The organism is Dechloromonas denitrificans (assembly GCF_001551835.1).
In the GTDB taxonomy this organism is placed as follows: Bacteria; Pseudomonadota; Gammaproteobacteria; order Burkholderiales; family Rhodocyclaceae; genus Azonexus; species Azonexus denitrificans.
Genome location: NZ_LODL01000040.1, coordinates 15,167 through 30,243 on the forward strand (window position 1 = coordinate 15,167; position 15,077 = coordinate 30,243).

Annotated in this window: 14 protein-coding genes; 5 read left to right on the forward strand and 9 right to left on the reverse strand. The window is 62.2% G+C overall.

Annotated elements, in window-relative coordinates; all coding sequences use genetic code 11:
- Positions 1–116 precede the first annotated feature (116 nt).
- Positions 117–728 (forward strand): TetR/AcrR family transcriptional regulator, encoded by a 612-nt coding sequence (locus AT959_RS18870; protein ID WP_066886812.1) that lies wholly within the window; start codon positions 117–119, stop codon positions 726–728.
- On the opposite strand, the gene AT959_RS18875 is transcribed toward AT959_RS18870, so the two are convergent.
- The 8 genes from AT959_RS18875 to AT959_RS18910 all read right to left on the reverse strand — a co-directional run bounded on the left by AT959_RS18875 (position 725) and on the right by AT959_RS18910 (position 9,815).
- Entirely contained in the window at positions 725–1,333 is a 609-nt protein-coding gene (locus tag AT959_RS18875; RefSeq protein WP_066886814.1) for an ABC-type transport auxiliary lipoprotein family protein, read from the reverse strand. The two genes, AT959_RS18870 and AT959_RS18875, sit on opposite strands and share 4 nt — an antisense overlap.
- A gap of 1 nt (position 1,334) precedes the next feature.
- Positions 1,335–2,261, reverse strand: coding sequence for an MlaD family protein (locus AT959_RS18880; protein WP_066886819.1), 927 nt, complete (start codon positions 2,259–2,261; stop codon positions 1,335–1,337).
- 9 nt (positions 2,262–2,270) lie between these two features.
- The gene (locus tag AT959_RS18885) at positions 2,271–3,026 is read right to left on the reverse strand and encodes an ABC transporter ATP-binding protein (RefSeq protein ID WP_066886820.1); all 756 of its coding nucleotides are present in this window, start codon (positions 3,024–3,026) and stop codon (positions 2,271–2,273) included.
- Between the two features lie 2 nt (positions 3,027–3,028).
- Positions 3,029–4,129: an ABC transporter permease gene (locus AT959_RS18890; protein ID WP_066886831.1), complete on the reverse strand. Its 1,101-nt coding sequence runs from the start codon at positions 4,127–4,129 to the stop codon at positions 3,029–3,031.
- Positions 4,126–5,628 carry an exopolyphosphatase gene (ppx, locus tag AT959_RS18895; protein ID WP_066886834.1) on the reverse strand — a complete coding sequence of 501 codons (1,503 nt, stop codon included), beginning with the start codon at positions 5,626–5,628 and terminating at the stop codon, positions 4,126–4,128. Before ppx ends, AT959_RS18890 begins: the two co-directional genes overlap by 4 nt.
- Before the next feature lie 132 nt (positions 5,629–5,760).
- Positions 5,761–7,653 (reverse strand): propionate--CoA ligase, encoded by a 1,893-nt coding sequence (locus tag AT959_RS18900; protein WP_066886836.1) that lies wholly within the window; start codon positions 7,651–7,653, stop codon positions 5,761–5,763.
- Between the two features lie 52 nt (positions 7,654–7,705).
- Entirely contained in the window at positions 7,706–8,818 is a 1,113-nt protein-coding gene (locus AT959_RS18905) for a GGDEF domain-containing response regulator (protein ID WP_066886838.1), read from the reverse strand.
- A 1-nt stretch (position 8,819) separates the two neighbouring features.
- Positions 8,820–9,815, reverse strand: coding sequence for an oxidoreductase (locus AT959_RS18910; RefSeq protein WP_066886840.1), 996 nt, complete (start codon positions 9,813–9,815; stop codon positions 8,820–8,822).
- A 121-nt stretch (positions 9,816–9,936) separates the two neighbouring features.
- Between AT959_RS18910 and AT959_RS18915 the strand changes: the two genes are divergently transcribed.
- The 3 genes from AT959_RS18915 (at position 9,937) to AT959_RS18925 (ending at position 12,200) form a co-directional block, all read left to right on the forward strand.
- Positions 9,937–10,443, forward strand: coding sequence for a C40 family peptidase (locus AT959_RS18915; protein WP_066886842.1), 507 nt, complete (start codon positions 9,937–9,939; stop codon positions 10,441–10,443).
- Positions 10,444–10,552: 109 nt separating this feature from the next.
- Positions 10,553–11,557, forward strand: a complete 1,005-nt coding sequence (locus tag AT959_RS18920) for a Fe(3+) ABC transporter substrate-binding protein (RefSeq protein WP_066886845.1) — start codon at positions 10,553–10,555, stop codon at positions 11,555–11,557.
- 70 nt (positions 11,558–11,627) lie between these two features.
- Positions 11,628–12,200 carry an ankyrin repeat domain-containing protein gene (locus AT959_RS18925; protein ID WP_066886848.1) on the forward strand — a complete coding sequence of 191 codons (573 nt, stop codon included), beginning with the start codon at positions 11,628–11,630 and terminating at the stop codon, positions 12,198–12,200.
- A 25-nt stretch (positions 12,201–12,225) separates the two neighbouring features.
- On the opposite strand, the gene AT959_RS18930 is transcribed toward AT959_RS18925, so the two are convergent.
- Complete coding sequence (locus tag AT959_RS18930) at positions 12,226–13,881, reverse strand: ABC transporter permease (RefSeq protein ID WP_066886850.1); 1,656 nt, start codon at positions 13,879–13,881, stop codon at positions 12,226–12,228.
- Positions 13,882–13,911: 30 nt separating this feature from the next.
- Here AT959_RS18930 and AT959_RS18935 point away from each other — a divergent pair, with 30 nt between their 5' ends.
- A complete protein-coding gene (locus AT959_RS18935) occupies positions 13,912–15,063 on the forward strand; it encodes an ABC transporter ATP-binding protein (RefSeq protein WP_066886851.1) in 1,152 nt (383 codons plus the stop codon).
- Positions 15,064–15,077: the final 14 nt, after the last annotated feature.

A 15,077-nucleotide genomic window follows, 5' to 3' on the forward strand; every position in this document is an offset into this window, starting at 1 on the left:
CTAGTCTCTCCTTAACCTTCAGTTAGTTATCCTGCCATTATCCACCTGTTTGACAGATGGCAAAGCAATCCGCACAATGACCATACTGTGTCGTATGGAAAAGCGTACGGTAGCGTATGGAAAATATAACTGTCAAGCCCCAACCTCGAGCCGCGCGCCGCAAGCCCGTCTCATCACGCACGCAACTCGACCGCAATGACTGGGTCGAGGCGGCTATTGACGTGCTCGCCACGGAAGGCGTCACCGGCCTGCGTGTCGAAGTGCTGGCCAAGCGCTGCGGCGTGACCAAGGGAAGTTTCTACTGGCACTTCAAGGATCGTCAAGACCTGCTGACTGCCGTCCTCGAGCGCTGGAAAGAAGGACGCATCCGCGACATCGAAAAAATAACGACGGTAGCTCCCGGCCAGGAACGCGACCAGTTGCATTACGCCATCGAAGTTTATGGCGCGAGCCGAAATCGCAAGGGAATGTCGATCGAGCTGGCCGTCCGCGACTGGGCCAGACATGACAGCCTGGCAGGAAAAATCGTCGAAGCGGTTGACCTGTATCGGCTGGAATGCACGCGCAAGCTGTTTGTTGCGGCCGGAATGTCCGACGCCGAAGCCAAAAGCCGCAGCCTGCTGCTCTACGCCTGCGTTTTCGGGCTTTCATTAATGCATTACAGCCCGTTTGACGACAATCTCGGCGATCTGAAGCAACGCATCGCCGAACGGATTGTCTCCGGTTAAAGCTGGCAGTTCCGCAGTTGGCCAGCGGCGACCGACTCTTGTTCCCAGTCATTGATTGCTGCGGTCAACTGCCCGACCAGAGCCGTTAACGCCTTGACGCCCCCCTGGGCATCGGCGCTGGCGGCGGCCTGCTCCAAGTGAATGGTCCGTTCGGCCAATCGAGCCCGGGACTTGTCCAGCCACTGGACGCGCCCCTGAATCTGCGCACGGCTCTGTACAGGCGTTTCGAAAACCTGACTGAATTCGTCGATTTCCAGGCGGACAACGCAATTGCTTCGCCCCTGCCCGGCCGCAACCAGACCCAGATCGCGCACCAGACCGAGCTGGATCATCTGGGCGGGTGGTCCGGCCCAGCGCGCCCGCGCATACTCACGTAATCTGGCGGGGTCGCTGTAGGCCAGACGATAGTTGATCCCCAGCGCGTCGAACCAGAGCGGCGCCCTGACCTCAACGGCCATCGGCGACGGACGCTGCCGGCGATCGATCTGGCGCTCCAGACCTGGGCCAAGATCGTAAACAGCCATGGCCGTATCGCCGCCCCGCTTGCCTGCGGTAAAACAGGCGCTCAGGGCAAAACTCAGGAAAATGATGGCGAAGCGACGCATATTATTTCGCCCCTTCCACCGAAAAACCTGCCTCGCCCGGCCCCGGCGGCATGGCCGGGGCGCCGAAGACCAAGCCTTGCGGCGAATCTTCAAGAATGCGCAGGACCCGGCTCAACTGGCGCGAGGTCAGCGAGAAATCACTGGCCAGCTCGTTCAGGCGCGGCATCAGGGCGGATGCCCCACCGGCCGAAGCGTCACCGATCGCCACATCGAGCTTGTCGGTCGCCTGCTGCATCTTGCCGATCAGTTGCCGGGTATCCGACAGCAACGGGCCCACCTCGCCGGCGGCCTGGCTCAGGCTTTTGACATTCTTGTCATCGAGCAGTTTTTTGACCTGCACCAGGGTACCGCTCAGGTTATCCAGCGCCGGTTTCATGCTGGCCGAGGCAGCTTCGAGGTTGGCCAGGGTTGCCGTCAGATGCTGGCGATTCTCCTCGCTGAGCATGGCATTGGCGCTGGCCATCAGTTGCCGGGCCTGGCGCAGCGTGGCGGTGCCGGTCTCGCCCAGTTCGTCGAAGAGGGACGGAATCATCGTGATCCGTGGCGGCCTCTCATCGTTCGGCTCAAGCGGCTCCATGTCCTTGCCGGTTTCCAGCAACAGGATGTGAGCCAGACCGGTCACCCCCTGGTAGTTCAGTTTGGCAATGGTGCCACGGGTCAGCGGCACATCCTCGCTGACCGAAATGGTGACCAGAATATTGCTGTAATCGTCCGGATCGAGACGGATATCGGTGACCTTGCCGACCCGGATACCACGGTAGCGCACCTGCGCCTGCGGATTCAGACCACCGATGTTTTGCTTGGTGACGACGATGTAGTCGTGCGTATCTTCCTTGCTGCCGCCCAGCCAGTAGATAGCGAGAAAAGCGGCCACCCCGAGCAGGATGACGAAGAGGCCGGCAGCAAAGGCGTGGGATTTGTTTTCCATGAATGCTTATTAAAGCAGTTTCCGGCGGTCGGCGCCAAAAAAGCCAGTCACGAAGGGATGATCGACGGTCATCACCTCGTCTTTCGGACCAAAAGCGATGATGTGCTGATCGGCCAGCACGGCGACATGCGTCGCCAACCCGGCCAGGGTATTGAGATCGTGGGTGACCATGACCACGGTCAGCCCGAGCTCCTTTTGCAGCGCGCCGACCAGATCGACGAAATTCTGGCTGCGATCCGGGTCGAGGCCGGACGTCGGCTCGTCGAGCAGCAGCAGTTCCGGCTCCAGCGCCAGCGCCCGAGCCAGCGCAACGCGCTTGATCATGCCGCCGGAAAGCTCGGCCGGCATCAGCTTGCCATGGGCCGTTTCGAGTTCGACCATGGCCAGCTTGAGGTGCACCAGCCGGCGAATCCAGTCTTCGTCGAGGCATTTCAGTTCGCGCAGCGGGAAGGCGATGTTGTCGAACACCGAAAGCGCTGAAAACAGCGCCCCTTGCTGGAACAACATGCCCAAACGGCGGCGCACCGCACGCTGCTTGAGCGGATCGGCGTGATTCAGGTCGAAACCAAACAGGCGAACACTGCCCGCATTAGGGTGCAACAGACCGAGCATCTCGCGCAGTAGCGTGGTTTTCCCGCTGCCCGAGCCGCCGAGCAAACCGACAATTTGCCCCGCCTCGACCCGCAAATTCAGATCGCGATGCACGTGACGGCCGGCAAACAGCGTATCGATGCCGCACAGTTCCACCACCGGTGTCTGGCTCATTGCTAGGGCACCCCGATGTGACGGGTAAAGACGGCGAAGATGGCATCGACCAGAATCACCGTGGTAATCGCCGTCACCACGGCACTGGTCGTATTGGCCGACAGGCTCTCGGTGTTCGGCTTGACGCGCAGCCCGAAGTGGCAGGCAACCAGGGCAATGACAAAACCGAAGACGAGGCCCTTGCCAAGGCCGATCAGCAGATTGGAAACCGGCACGGCGAGCGGCAGGTTTTCCAGGAAATAGACCAGTGAAAGGTCCAGTTGCAGCATCGCCGCCAGCATGCCGCCGAACAGCGCGACACCGGAGGTCCACAGCACGATCAGCGGCATTGCTGCGGTCAACCCGAGAATTTTGGGCAAAACGACGCGAATGCTGCGCGAGATCCCCATCGTCGACAGCGCATCGATTTCCTCGGTGACCCGCATGACGCCGATCTGCGCCGTCATCGCCGAGCCGGAACGCCCGGCGACCAGCACGGCGACCAGCACTGGCCCGAGTTCGCGAATGATCGAGATGCCGAGAATGTTGATGATGAACAGATCGGCACCAAAGCCTTTCAATTGCAGCGCCGACAGGTAACTGATCGTCACGCCAATCAGAAAACCAACCAGCGCCGTCACCGGCATGGCCTGGGCGCCGGCCTTATAGACATTGGCGGCGCACTCTTTCCACGGCATATCGGCCGGGTAGCGCACGAGGTGCACGAGGTCGAACAACAACTGGCCGAACAGGGCGATCATGCCGCGCAAGTTGGCGACGGCCTTCAACAGCAAGGCGCCGAGGAACACCGGCAGAATGAACGGCCGGCTCGGTGGCGGCGGCATGTCGTGCGGCAGTTCGGCCACCCGACCCAAGACCTGGCGATGCAAATCGGCGATCAGCAAGTTCTCCGGCCAGGCATTACCCCAGGTCCGCCAAAGGAGGACGGCGGCCGCGCTATCCAGCCGGGTCAAACCCGACAGATCCCACTGCTGGCTAGCCGCCGGCTGCGCCGTCAGCCGGCTCTGCAGATCAGCCAGTTCGGGCAGCATGGCGGCCAGCGTCCATTGCCCGGCCAGCACGACTTTCCCCGGCTCGACGTGCAAGCTGGGGATGCCGTTCACACGCTTTTCCCTGGAGCGCGCGACTTGACGACGTATTCGCGCCCGACCTGGCGCCAGACGGCGGCCTCCTCGCCCAGCGCTGCGGCCGTCCAGGGATTGGCGGCCAGCCAGTCGGCTGGTAGTTCGAGCGCGAAACCAGTGCCGTTCGTCCGTACCCGCCAAGCCGGCAGGGCGCGGTCGTCACGGGTGCGATGCAGCAACACCGCCAGTCGCAAACAGAAAACCAGCCGCCAGGCACTGTCCACCGCAGGAATCCCCCCCAGCTTTTCCAGCTTGCCGCGATGGCCGAGCACCAGCATGGCCAGGCGTGCCTGATCCTTCTTGGAGAAACCGGGCATATCGGCGTAGGTCAGAATATAGGCGCCGTGCTTGTGGTAGGCGTTGTGGGCGACCGAAATGCCGATTTCATGCAGACGGGTCGCCCACGACAGGAACTGCACATCCGCCTCGGCCGGCGAACCGTCGGCCAATTGCGTCAAGGCCGAGAGTGCGGTCGCCTCCACCCGTTCCACCTGATCCGCCTCGGCCTGGTAACGGCGGCGAAACTGCGCCACCGTCGAGTCGCGCATGTCGTGGTGATGAAAACGGCCGAGCAGGTCATAGAGCACGCCCAGGCGCAGCGCGCCGTCGGCATAGGTCATGCGCTCGATGCCCAGCTCCTCGAAAATCGCCGACATGATGGCAATGCCGCCCGGCAGCACCGGCAAGCGATCCCCCTTGACCCCCGGCAGATCGAGCGCCTCGGCCGACCCCGCCTTGACCAGCAGCAGGCAGAGCTTGTCCAGCCCCTCGCGGGTGATGCCGCTCTCGCCATTCGGGTTCATGTTGTTCATTTCCAGGATATCGGCGATCGCCCGCGCCGTTCCCGACGAGCCGACCGCCTCTTTCCAGCCCAAGCGCTGGTAATCGTGAGCGATCAGTTCAATTTCCTTGGCCGCCGCGATCTGCGCCTCGCGCAAACGCTTCTTATCGATCTTGCGATCCGGGAAAAAGCGCAGCGTGTAGCTGACGCAGCCCATGTAGAGCGACTCCATCAGCTGCGGATCGTGCCGCTTGCCGATGATGAACTCAGTCGAGCCACCGCCGATATCGACGACCAGGCGCTTATGGGCGACTGACGGCAGCGAGTGCGAAGCACCGATATAGATCAGTCGCGCCTCTTCGCGGCCGGCGATGATTTCGATCGGGAAACCGAGCGCCTCCTCGGCCAGCGGCAAAAAATCCATCGCGTTCTTGGCGACGCGCAGGGTATTAGTCGCCACCGCCCGCACCGCCCCGTTATCCAGGCCGCGCAGGCGCTCGCCGAAGCGGCGCAGGCCGTCCAGCGCGCGCGCCTGCGATGGCGCGTCAAGGCGCTTGTCGGCAGTCAAGCCGGAGGCGAGTCGCACCGGCTCCTTCATGGAGTCCAATGTGTAGATCTGGTCATCGACCACCCGTCCGACTTGCAGACGGAAGCTATTGGAACCTAAATCGACAGCGGCAACGGTTTCGTAAATCATCGGTTTGAAACAACGGGAAAGGTAGCTCTGGCGGCCATTCTAACACCCTGCCCCGGCCCGGATTCCGACAAGGCAGGCGCAAAAAAGCCCGCCGGTTTGCGCCGACGGGCTTTTGACGAACGACAAGGGCGTTTAGCTGGCCAGTGCGTTCTTGATCTGCTCCAGCGTGGACGGATCGTCGATCGTCGTCAGATCGCCCGGATCGCGGCCTTCAGCCAGCGCCTGCAGCGAACGGCGCAGCATCTTGCCGGAACGGGTCTTCGGCAGACCGGTCACGAAGTGCACGCGGGCCGGACGGCCAATGGCACCGAGAATGCCATCGACCGTGCCGAACACTTCCTTCTCCAGCGCCTTGACCAGTTCCGGTGTCGCCACCTTGGAGGCGTCCTTGACCACGGCAAAGGCCATCGGCACTTGGCCCTTCAGCTTGTCCTCGACGCCAACCACGGCCACTTCGGCAATTGCCGGGTGGTTCTGGATCGCTTCCTCGATTTCACGGGTGCCCAGACGGTGACCGGCGACGTTGATCACGTCGTCGGTACGGCCGAGGATGGTGAAGTAACCGTCGTCGTCCTTGATCGCCCAGTCGTAGGAGGAATAAACCAGCGGCTCCTTGAACAGCGTGAAGTAGGTCGACACGAAACGGTCGTCCTGCCCCCAGACGGTAGACAGGCAGCCCGGCGGCAACGGCGGGATGACGGCGGCGATGCCCTTTTCGTTGGCGTCGCAGACCGAACCGTCTTCGCGGAAGATCTGCAGGTTGTAGCCGTAGACCGGGAAGGACGGCGAACCGTATTTGATCGGGGTCTTTTCGACGCCCGGCAAGGCGGCCAGCATCGGCCAGCCGGTTTCGGTCTGCCAGTAGTTGTCGATGACCGGCTTTTGCAGTTCGGTCATGAACCACTCGTGGGTCGGCTGATCAAGCGGCTCACCGGCCATGAAGACGTGCTTCAGGGACGACAGATCGTACTTGTGCATGAAGGCCGGATCCTGCTTCTTCAGCACGCGAGCCGCGGTCGGCGCCGAGAACATCACGCTGACCTTGTACTTCTCGACGATCTGCCACCAGATGCCGGCATCCGGACGCAGCGGCGTGCCTTCGTACATCACGGTGGCCATGCCGGCGATCAGCGGGCCGTAGATGATGTAGGAGTGACCTACCACCCAGCCGATGTCCGAGGTCGAGAAGAAGGTTTCGCCCTCGCCACCGCAGTAGATGTGCTTCATCGATGAGGCCAGCGCCACGGCGTAACCGCCGGTATCGCGCTGGACGCCCTTCGGCTTGCCGGTCGTACCGGAGGTGTAGAGGATGTAGGACGGCTCGGAGGATTCCAGCCATTCGCACGGCACCTGGGCATCCAGGAACTGTTCACGCAGGGTGGCGTAGTCGACGTCGCGACCGGCCACCTTGTTGAATTCCTTGTCCAGGCCACGGTCGACCATCAGCACCTTGGCCGGCTTGTGTTCGGCCAGCTCGATCGCTTCGTCGAGCAGATGCTTGTACGGAACGGCCTTGCCGCCGCGCATGCCGGCGTCGGACGAAACGATCAGCACCGGCTTGGCATCGTCGATCCGGGTCGCCAGCGAACCGGAAGCAAAGCCGCCGAAGACCACCGAGTGGATCGCGCCAATACGGGTGGCGGCGAGGATGGCGAAGGTTGCCTGGGCAATCATCGGCATGTAGATCAGGACGCGATCGCCCTTCTTGACGCCAAGGCTCAGGTAGATCGCCGCCATGCGCTCGATTTCGCGCTGCAGTTCGGCAAAGCTGTAGACCTTCTCTTCGTCGGTTTCCGTCGAAATGAAAATCAGTGCCCGGTCGTTCGGACGCTTGGCCGCATGACGGTCAACCGCGTTGTGACAGAGATTGGTCTTGCCGCCGACGAACCACTTGGCAAACGGCGGGCGCGAATAATCGCAAACCTGGGTGAACGGTTCCTTCCAGTCGACAAGCTGGGCCTGCTCGGTCCAGAACTCGTTCGGCTTTTCGATGGAATACTGGTGAAACTCCTTGTACGTCGCCATAAAACTCCCTCTAAAAAGGTTTTCCTGCACAACAGAAATTCGAGCGGCCTAATTATTTTTTCATCGCGCGCTCGTTCAAACGGTGTTCGATCTCCGCCAAGGGCAAAGCCAAACCCAATTCTTGGTCCATCAATTTCAATAGCGGCAGCAATTGTTTGCCCAAGGCATCCAGATGCGGCAAGACGGCCTGTGTCCGGTTGGCGGTCAGTAGCTCGAGGGCATGGTGCAGCGAAATCGTTCGCGTTGCCGCCGCTGTACCCCCCGCCCCCGTCCGATTGCCTCCCGATTGCATGGCTTCGCGCATGCGCTGCCCGGCCAAGTCGAGCAACGAAGCCGCCGAGGCGACGTGGTCCACCGGCACACCAGCCACCCCGATACTGACCGTCACGCCAACGCTCTGCCCTTGAACGGAAAGACGGGCCACCTCAACCGCCTGCCGAACCCGGTCGGCAAAAGTTACGCAAAAGCTCAGGGCAGTACCCGGCGAAACGACGGCAAACTGGCCGGCGCCAAAGTGCCCGAGGCTATCTTCCTGACGCATCTTGCCGGCCAGCATCTTGGCGAAGCGATTGGCAATCTGCTCGGCCACGGCTTCCCCAAAGCGCTCACCCAGTTCGGCAAAGTCATCAAAACCGAGAACCATCACACTGGTCCCCACCCCGTGCCTAGCTGAATGCGACAGCGCCTGCGCCGCCTGCAACTCAAGGTATTTCCTCGAATACAGGCCGCTGGCCGGGTCCTGCACCATCGCTTCGCGCCCGGCATCCAGGTTTTCCTGGGCGCTGGTCAGGGCAAGCAAATTGTTCAGGCGCACCAGAATTTCGGCGCCCCCGACCCCTTTGGTGATGAAATCGGAAACCCCCATGGCCTTGGCCTTGGCGCGCTCCTCTTCGGTTTCCTCACCGGAGACCAGAATGAACGGCAACTGCTGCAAGCGGCGCAACTTGGAGGTACGCACCCGCTCCAGCAACTCGTAACCGGTCAGCTTCGGCATTTGCAGGTCGGAAATCACGGCCTGGATCGAATGATCCAGCACCAGCGTCTGCCAGGCCGCTTCCCCGTCGGACTCCTCGCGCACTTCGTAATTCCCGCGCAGGTGCTGGGACAAAGAAGCCCGCACCACCCGGGAATCATCAACAATCAGTACGTGCGGCAGGTCGGCCATTTCAGGCTCCGCCGATTTCCACGACGACTCGCCCCTTGGCGCGACCGGCGACAAACTCGGTGAAGGTGGCCGGCAATTCGTCAAAACCTATCCGGCGCGCCATCCCGGCCAGATGCGGTGGCCGCAAATCGCCGGCCAGACGCTGCCACACCCCCAGCCGGTACGGCTCCCGGATATAACCGGAGTCCACGCCGAGCAAGGAGACGCCGCGCAGAATGAAGGGCGCGACCGTCGTATTCAGGGACATGCTGGCCGCCAGGCCAATGCTGGCGATCGTGCCGCCCTGCTCCATGGTGCTGGCGATCCAGGCCAGAATATCGCCCCCCAGATTGTCGACCGCGCCAGCCCAGCGAGCCCGGTCGAGCGGGCGAATCTTCGTCAGGTCGAGGCTTTGCCGCAGCATGACCTCGGCCGCCCCCAGTTCGCGCAGGTAGTCGGCCTCGCTTTCCTTGCCGGTCAGGGCGACGACGTGATAACCCAGCTTGGCCAGCATATCGACGGCCAGGCTGCCGACTCCGCCAGTCGCCCCGGTCACGATGACCGGTCCCTTGTCGGGCCGCAGACCGTTCTCTTCCATGCGGACGATGCCCAGCGCCGCGGTAAAGCCGGCGGTACCGAGCGCCATCGCATCGAACAGCGACAGGCCGGCGGGCAATGGCACCACCCAGTCGCCGGGGACGCGAGCGATTTCGGCATAGCCCCCATGATGCGCGACACCGATATCGAAGCTGGTGGCAATGACCGGATCACCCGGCTTGAAACGTCGATCGACGCTGCTGATGACGACACCGGACAGATCGATCCCACCGACACACGGAAAGCGCCGGATGATCTTGCCGGCCCCGGTCGCGGCCAGCGCGTCCTTGTAGTTGACGCTCGAATAGGCAACCCGGATGGTGACCTCGCCGGCATCCAGCTGGCTTTCGTCCATCCGGACAAAACCGCTGCTCACCTTGCCGTCACGTTCCTCAATCAGCAGTGCATTGAAGGACTCCATAGCGCTCCTCACTCCTCGGGAAATAAATTGTATTCATAATTACGGATTATGAATATAGTTGCAGTCGCTGATTTTTTCAGCATCTTTACAGGTCAGTGTTTTTGAAATACATTCGCGAGCTATGCATAAAGTTCTAGCTTCCATATCACTTTCCGTCGCCCTGCTGGTCGGCGGTATCGGTGCGGTCTCCGCTGCCGAGCAGGTGCGCAAGGAAGAACAACTTTCCTTCCTTGAACGTTACACCAATGCCGCACAGGATGTCATTCTGCAAGGCCTGAAACTGGTCGGCGTCCGTTACCGCCTGGGTGGCAACGACGAAGACAGCGGCCTCGATTGCAGCGGCTTCGTGCGCCTGGTTTTCAAGGACAGCATCGGCGCCTCCCTGCCCCGCACCGCTCACGAAATGAGCGAAGTCGGCCAGCGCATCGACACCAGCCAGCTCAAGCCGGGCGATCTGGTGTTTTTCAACACCATGCGTCGCACCTTCTCGCATGTCGGTATCTATCTTGGCGACAACCATTTCCTGCACGCCCCGCGCACTGGGGCCGAAGTTCGGGTCGAGAGCATGGAAAGCAGCTACTGGGTAAAACGCTACAACGGCGCCCGTCGGATCATCGACGGCAACTGAGCGATGCGGCGATTACGCCGCATTTTTTTCGCCCACTTGCAATAACGTTTCTCATTTGCATACACTGGCGACTCCATCAAATCTGCTGCATGCCACAGGAGTCTGCCCCATGAAGTTGAAGCTGTCCCTCGCCGCACTCGCCATCCTCGCCACCTCGGCCCAGGCAAGCGAACTGAATCTGTATTCGGCTCGCCACTACCAGACGGATGAAGCCCTGTACGCCAACTTCACCAAGCAGACCGGCATCAAGATCAATCGCATCGAAGGCAAGGAAGACGAGTTGCTGGAACGCATCCGCAACGAAGGCAGCAACAGCCCGGCCGATATTTTCCTGACCGTCGATGCAGCGCGCCTGGCCAAGGCCCACGAACTGGGCCTCTTTGCCCCGGTCGCCTCGAAGACGCTGGAAACCCGCATTCCGGCCCATCTGCGTACCGAAGACTGGTTTTCCTTCTCGACCCGGGCCCGGGTCATCGTTTACAACAAGGCCAGCGTCAAGGCCGAAGATGTCCAGAATTACGAAGACCTGGCCAACCCGAAGCTGAAGGGCAAGTTCTGCTCGCGCTCCGGGTCGCACCCGTACAACCTGTCGCTGATGGCCTCGGTCATCGCCAACCAGGGGGAAGCCAAGGCCGAGGAATGGGCCAAGGGCATGGTGGCCAATTTTGCCCGTGCCCCGAAGGGTGGCGACACCGACCAGATCAAGGCGGTAGCGGCCGGCGAATGCGGCGTCGCTGTCTCCAATACCTACTATGTCGCCCGACTGCTGCGGTCGACCAAGCCGGAAGAGCAAAAAGCGATGGAAAAAGTCGGCATCATCTGGCCCAACCAGAAGACGACCGGCACCCACATCAACGTTTCTGGCGGCGGCATGCTGAAGACCGCCCCGAACAAGGCCGCTGCCGTGCAGTTCCTCGAATACCTGGCCTCCGACGAAGCCCAGCGTTATTTCGCCGATGGCAACAACGAATGGCCGGCTGTCGATAGTGTCAAGGTCGCCAACCCAGCCCTCGACGCACTGGGCAAATTCAAGGCGGACAAACTGCCGGTCAAGAACCTCGCCATGTACCAGGCCAAGGCCCAGATCATCTATGACCGGGCCGGCTTCAAGTAAGCCGCGAGGACTCGCCAAAGGGCAAGCGATAGCCTAGACTCTTCCTGGTTTTCTCCATGAAAATCAGGAAATGTCAGGCAAGAATCTTTCCCCCAGCCAATTGATTGCCGCCATCCGCAGCGGCAATCTGCCGGCCGTCAGCAAGGCCCTGGACGACGGCGCCAACATCGAAGAAACGGACATGCACGGCCAGCCCGGCCTGCCTTTGCGGACCGCCTGTTTCAGCGGCAATCTGGAAATTGTCGGCGAACTTATCCGCCGCGGCGCCAACGTCAATGCACCGGGCAGTGATGGCCCGGGCATGCCCTTGCGACTGGCCCGGCGCGCCGGCCACCCGGAAGTGATTGCCCTGCTCATCAAGCACGGCGCGGAAGTTCCGCCCGATGTGCCAGTCGACCCGCAATTGCTGTTCAATACCGCGCACCTCGAACTACTGCCGCTCGATGCGCCGGCCCCCGAACTCCCCGTCGCCAGTACCGTCGAAGCCGAAGCTGACACGGCGCACTTCAACATCATCGAAGACATCGACATCCCGGCCAGTTACGGTACCGATACCAATCTGCTGACCATGGAACTGCTGCGTTTCAACGAAAGCAACGCAACAGCAAACGCGCCGCCCGGCCGCCAACGGCCAGAATCCTAGACCAACGACGGCGTCAGCCGCCGCGTCAGTTGGCGCTGCTGGAACTTGCCCGGCGCGAGGCCGAAATCTGCCGCGACAAGGCGATCAACGGCAACAGGCCGACCGCGACGATGGCCAGCGCCGCGGTGGACGCCTCGGCCAGGCGCTCGTCCGAAGCCAGTGTATAGGCCTGCGTCGCCAGCGTATCGAAATTGAAGGGGCGCATGACCAGCGTGGCCGGCAACTCCTTCATGACATCGACGAAAACCAGCAGGCCGGCCGTAAACAGGCTACCGCGCAACATCGGCGCATGCACCCGACGCAGCGTTTCGCTTTGGCCGAGACCGAGGCTGCGCGCCGCGTCATCCATGCTCGGCGTGATCTTGGCCAGGCTCGATTCGACCGTGTGCAGCGCCACCGCCAGAAAACGCACCAGATAGGCGTAGATCAGCGCGGCAATGCCGCCGGTCAGCAGCAGGCCCGGGTTGTAGCCGAACCAGTGCAGCCATTGTCCGGACAGCCAGTTGTCGAGCCGGGTCACCGGGATCAGCACGCCGACCGCGATCACCGCCCCCGGCACCGCGTAGCCGAGGCCGACCAGGCGATTCAGGCCGTTGGCGAAGCCGCTTTTGGCCAGGCGTGCGCCGTAGGCCATCAGCAAGGCAAGCAGGACGCCAATGATCGCCGTCATGCCGGCCAGCACGAAGCTGTTGCGCGACAGCATCAGGAAACGCTCGCCGAACTGGGCATCCCCTTCGGTCAACGCCATCTTGAGCAGCAAAACGGCCGGCAGGATGAAACCGAACAACAGCGGCAGCGCACAGGCCAGCGTCGCCAGCAGCGCCTTGATCCCATGCAGTTGCGCCCCGGCCATCGGGCGATTGCGGCCGGTCGTGTTGTTATAGCGGGCTCGGCCGCGCGACACCCGTTCCGCCATCAGCAGGAAGAGGACGAAACCGAGCAGCATGGCGGCCAGCTGGGCGGCGGCGACGCGGTCGCCGAGCGAGAACCAGGCGCGGTAGATGCCGGTGGTGAAGGTATTGACCGCGAAATAGGCGACCGTGCCGTAATCGGCCAGGGTTTCCATCAGCGCCAGCGCGACACCGGCGACGATGGCCGGCCGGGCCAGCGGCAGCGAGATGGCGAAGAAGCCGCGCCACGAGCCCATGCCCAGCGTCCGCGCCGCTTCCAGCATGCCGCTGGCGCGTTCGATGAAGGCGGTACGGGCCAGCAGATAGACATAGGGATACAGGACGCAGACGAACATCAGGATCGCCCCGGGCAAGGTGCGGATGTCCGGGAACCAGTAGTCGCCGTGTTCCCAGCCGAAGGTGTCGCGCAGCGCCGTCTGTACCGGGCCGACGAATTGCAGGAAATCGGTATAGACGTAAGCCATGACATAGGCCGGCATGGCCAGCGGCAGCACCATCGCCCATTCGAAGATGCGGCGGCCGGGGAATTCATGCATCGCAGTCAGCCAGGCGGTGGCGACGCCGATCAGCCCGACGCCGCAGCCGACACCGAGGCACAGCCACAGGGAATTCAAGATGTAGTCGGGCAACACGGTATGGACCAGATGCGCCCAGGTGTCGCTAGTGCCGCCAACAAAAAGATTGAGGCCGACGCTGGCGACTGGCAATCCTGCCAGCAAGGCGACGACGAATCCGACAATCAGCAGGGGTGAATATTGGGCGGTACGCATACGTGTGAATGCGAATTATAATCGACCGCTATGGCACAACTTCAACTAAATGGCGTCATACAGCGCTACGGCAAGCACACCATCGTCGATGGCGTTAACTTTTCGCTGGAAGCGGGCCAGATCGCCTGCCTGCTTGGCCCGTCCGGCTGCGGCAAGACGACCTTGCTGCGCTGTATCGCCGGTTTCGAAGATATCGCCGGCGGCGAGATCCTGCTGCACGGCCAGGTGGTCAGCCGGGCCGGCCAGCGCGTCGCGCCGGAAAAGCGGCGGATCGGCATGGTCTTCCAGGACTACGCGCTGTTTCCGCACCTGACCATCGAACAGAATGTTGCCTTCGGGCTGGGCCGCAAGCCGACCGAAGATGTCCACCTGCGCGTCCGCCAGTTGCTGGCCACGGTCGGCCTCTCCGGCCAGGGCGACAAATATCCGCACGAACTGTCCGGCGGCCAGCAGCAGCGCGTTGCCCTGGCCCGCGCCCTCGCCCCGCGGCCAGAGTTGATCCTGCTCGACGAGCCTTTTTCCAACCTCGATGTCGGCCTGCGCGAGCGGCTCTCGGTCGAGGTCCGCGAAATCCTCAAACGCGAGGGGTCGACCGCGATCATGGTTACCCACGACCAGCACGAAGCCTTCGCGATGGCCGACGAGATCGGCATCATGTACGAGGGCCGCATCCAGCAATGGGATGTCCCCTACAACCTGTACCACCGCCCGGCCAACCGCTTTGTCGCCGACTTCATCGGCCAGGGCGTGCTGGTCGCCGGCACGGTCGGCGACAACAACAGCGTGCGCATGGAACTGGGCACGCTGATTTCCGACACCCCGGTTGAATGCAGCGAATCCTGCTCGGCCTGCGATAACGGCTGCCGCGTCGATATCCTGCTGCGTCCGGACGACATCGTGCACGACGACCACAGTCCGGTGCAGGCCGAAGTGCTGCACAAGGCCTTTCGCGGCGCCGACATCCTCTATACGCTGCGCCTGGCCAGCGGTACCGAAGTGCTGTCGCTGGTCCCTTCGCACCACAACCATGCGCTCGGCGAAAAAATCGGCATCCGGCTCGATGCTGACCACGTCATCGCCTTCAAGAAGCATGAGGAGTGTGACGACCCGGCCTGCGAAATCAAGCTTGAACAGCAGGCTGCCAAGCCGATTACCTGGCTGGCCGAAGACCGCGCCCGCTAACCCCCTGGCCGCAG

Bases quoted from the DNA above. Each gene is read 5' to 3' on its own strand.
- AT959_RS18870 (WP_066886812.1), top strand. From the start codon at position 117: ATGGAAAATATAACTGTCAAGCCCCAACCTCGAGCCGCGCGCCGCAAG.
- AT959_RS18875 (WP_066886814.1), bottom strand. From the start codon at position 1,333: ATGCGTCGCTTCGCCATCATTTTCCTGAGTTTTGCCCTGAGCGCCTGT.
- AT959_RS18880 (WP_066886819.1), bottom strand. From the start codon at position 2,261: ATGGAAAACAAATCCCACGCCTTTGCTGCCGGCCTCTTCGTCATCCTG.
- AT959_RS18885 (WP_066886820.1), bottom strand. From the start codon at position 3,026: ATGAGCCAGACACCGGTGGTGGAACTGTGCGGCATCGATACGCTGTTT.
- ppx (WP_066886834.1), bottom strand. From the start codon at position 5,628: ATGATTTACGAAACCGTTGCCGCTGTCGATTTAGGTTCCAATAGCTTC.
- AT959_RS18900 (WP_066886836.1), bottom strand. From the start codon at position 7,653: ATGGCGACGTACAAGGAGTTTCACCAGTATTCCATCGAAAAGCCGAAC.
- AT959_RS18905 (WP_066886838.1), bottom strand. From the start codon at position 8,818: ATGGCCGACCTGCCGCACGTACTGATTGTTGATGATTCCCGGGTGGTG.
- AT959_RS18910 (WP_066886840.1), bottom strand. From the start codon at position 9,815: ATGGAGTCCTTCAATGCACTGCTGATTGAGGAACGTGACGGCAAGGTG.
- AT959_RS18915 (WP_066886842.1), top strand. From the start codon at position 9,937: ATGCATAAAGTTCTAGCTTCCATATCACTTTCCGTCGCCCTGCTGGTC.
- AT959_RS18920 (WP_066886845.1), top strand. From the start codon at position 10,553: ATGAAGTTGAAGCTGTCCCTCGCCGCACTCGCCATCCTCGCCACCTCG.
- AT959_RS18925 (WP_066886848.1), top strand. From the start codon at position 11,628: ATGTCAGGCAAGAATCTTTCCCCCAGCCAATTGATTGCCGCCATCCGC.
- AT959_RS18930 (WP_066886850.1), bottom strand. From the start codon at position 13,881: ATGCGTACCGCCCAATATTCACCCCTGCTGATTGTCGGATTCGTCGTC.
- AT959_RS18935 (WP_066886851.1), top strand. From the start codon at position 13,912: ATGGCACAACTTCAACTAAATGGCGTCATACAGCGCTACGGCAAGCAC.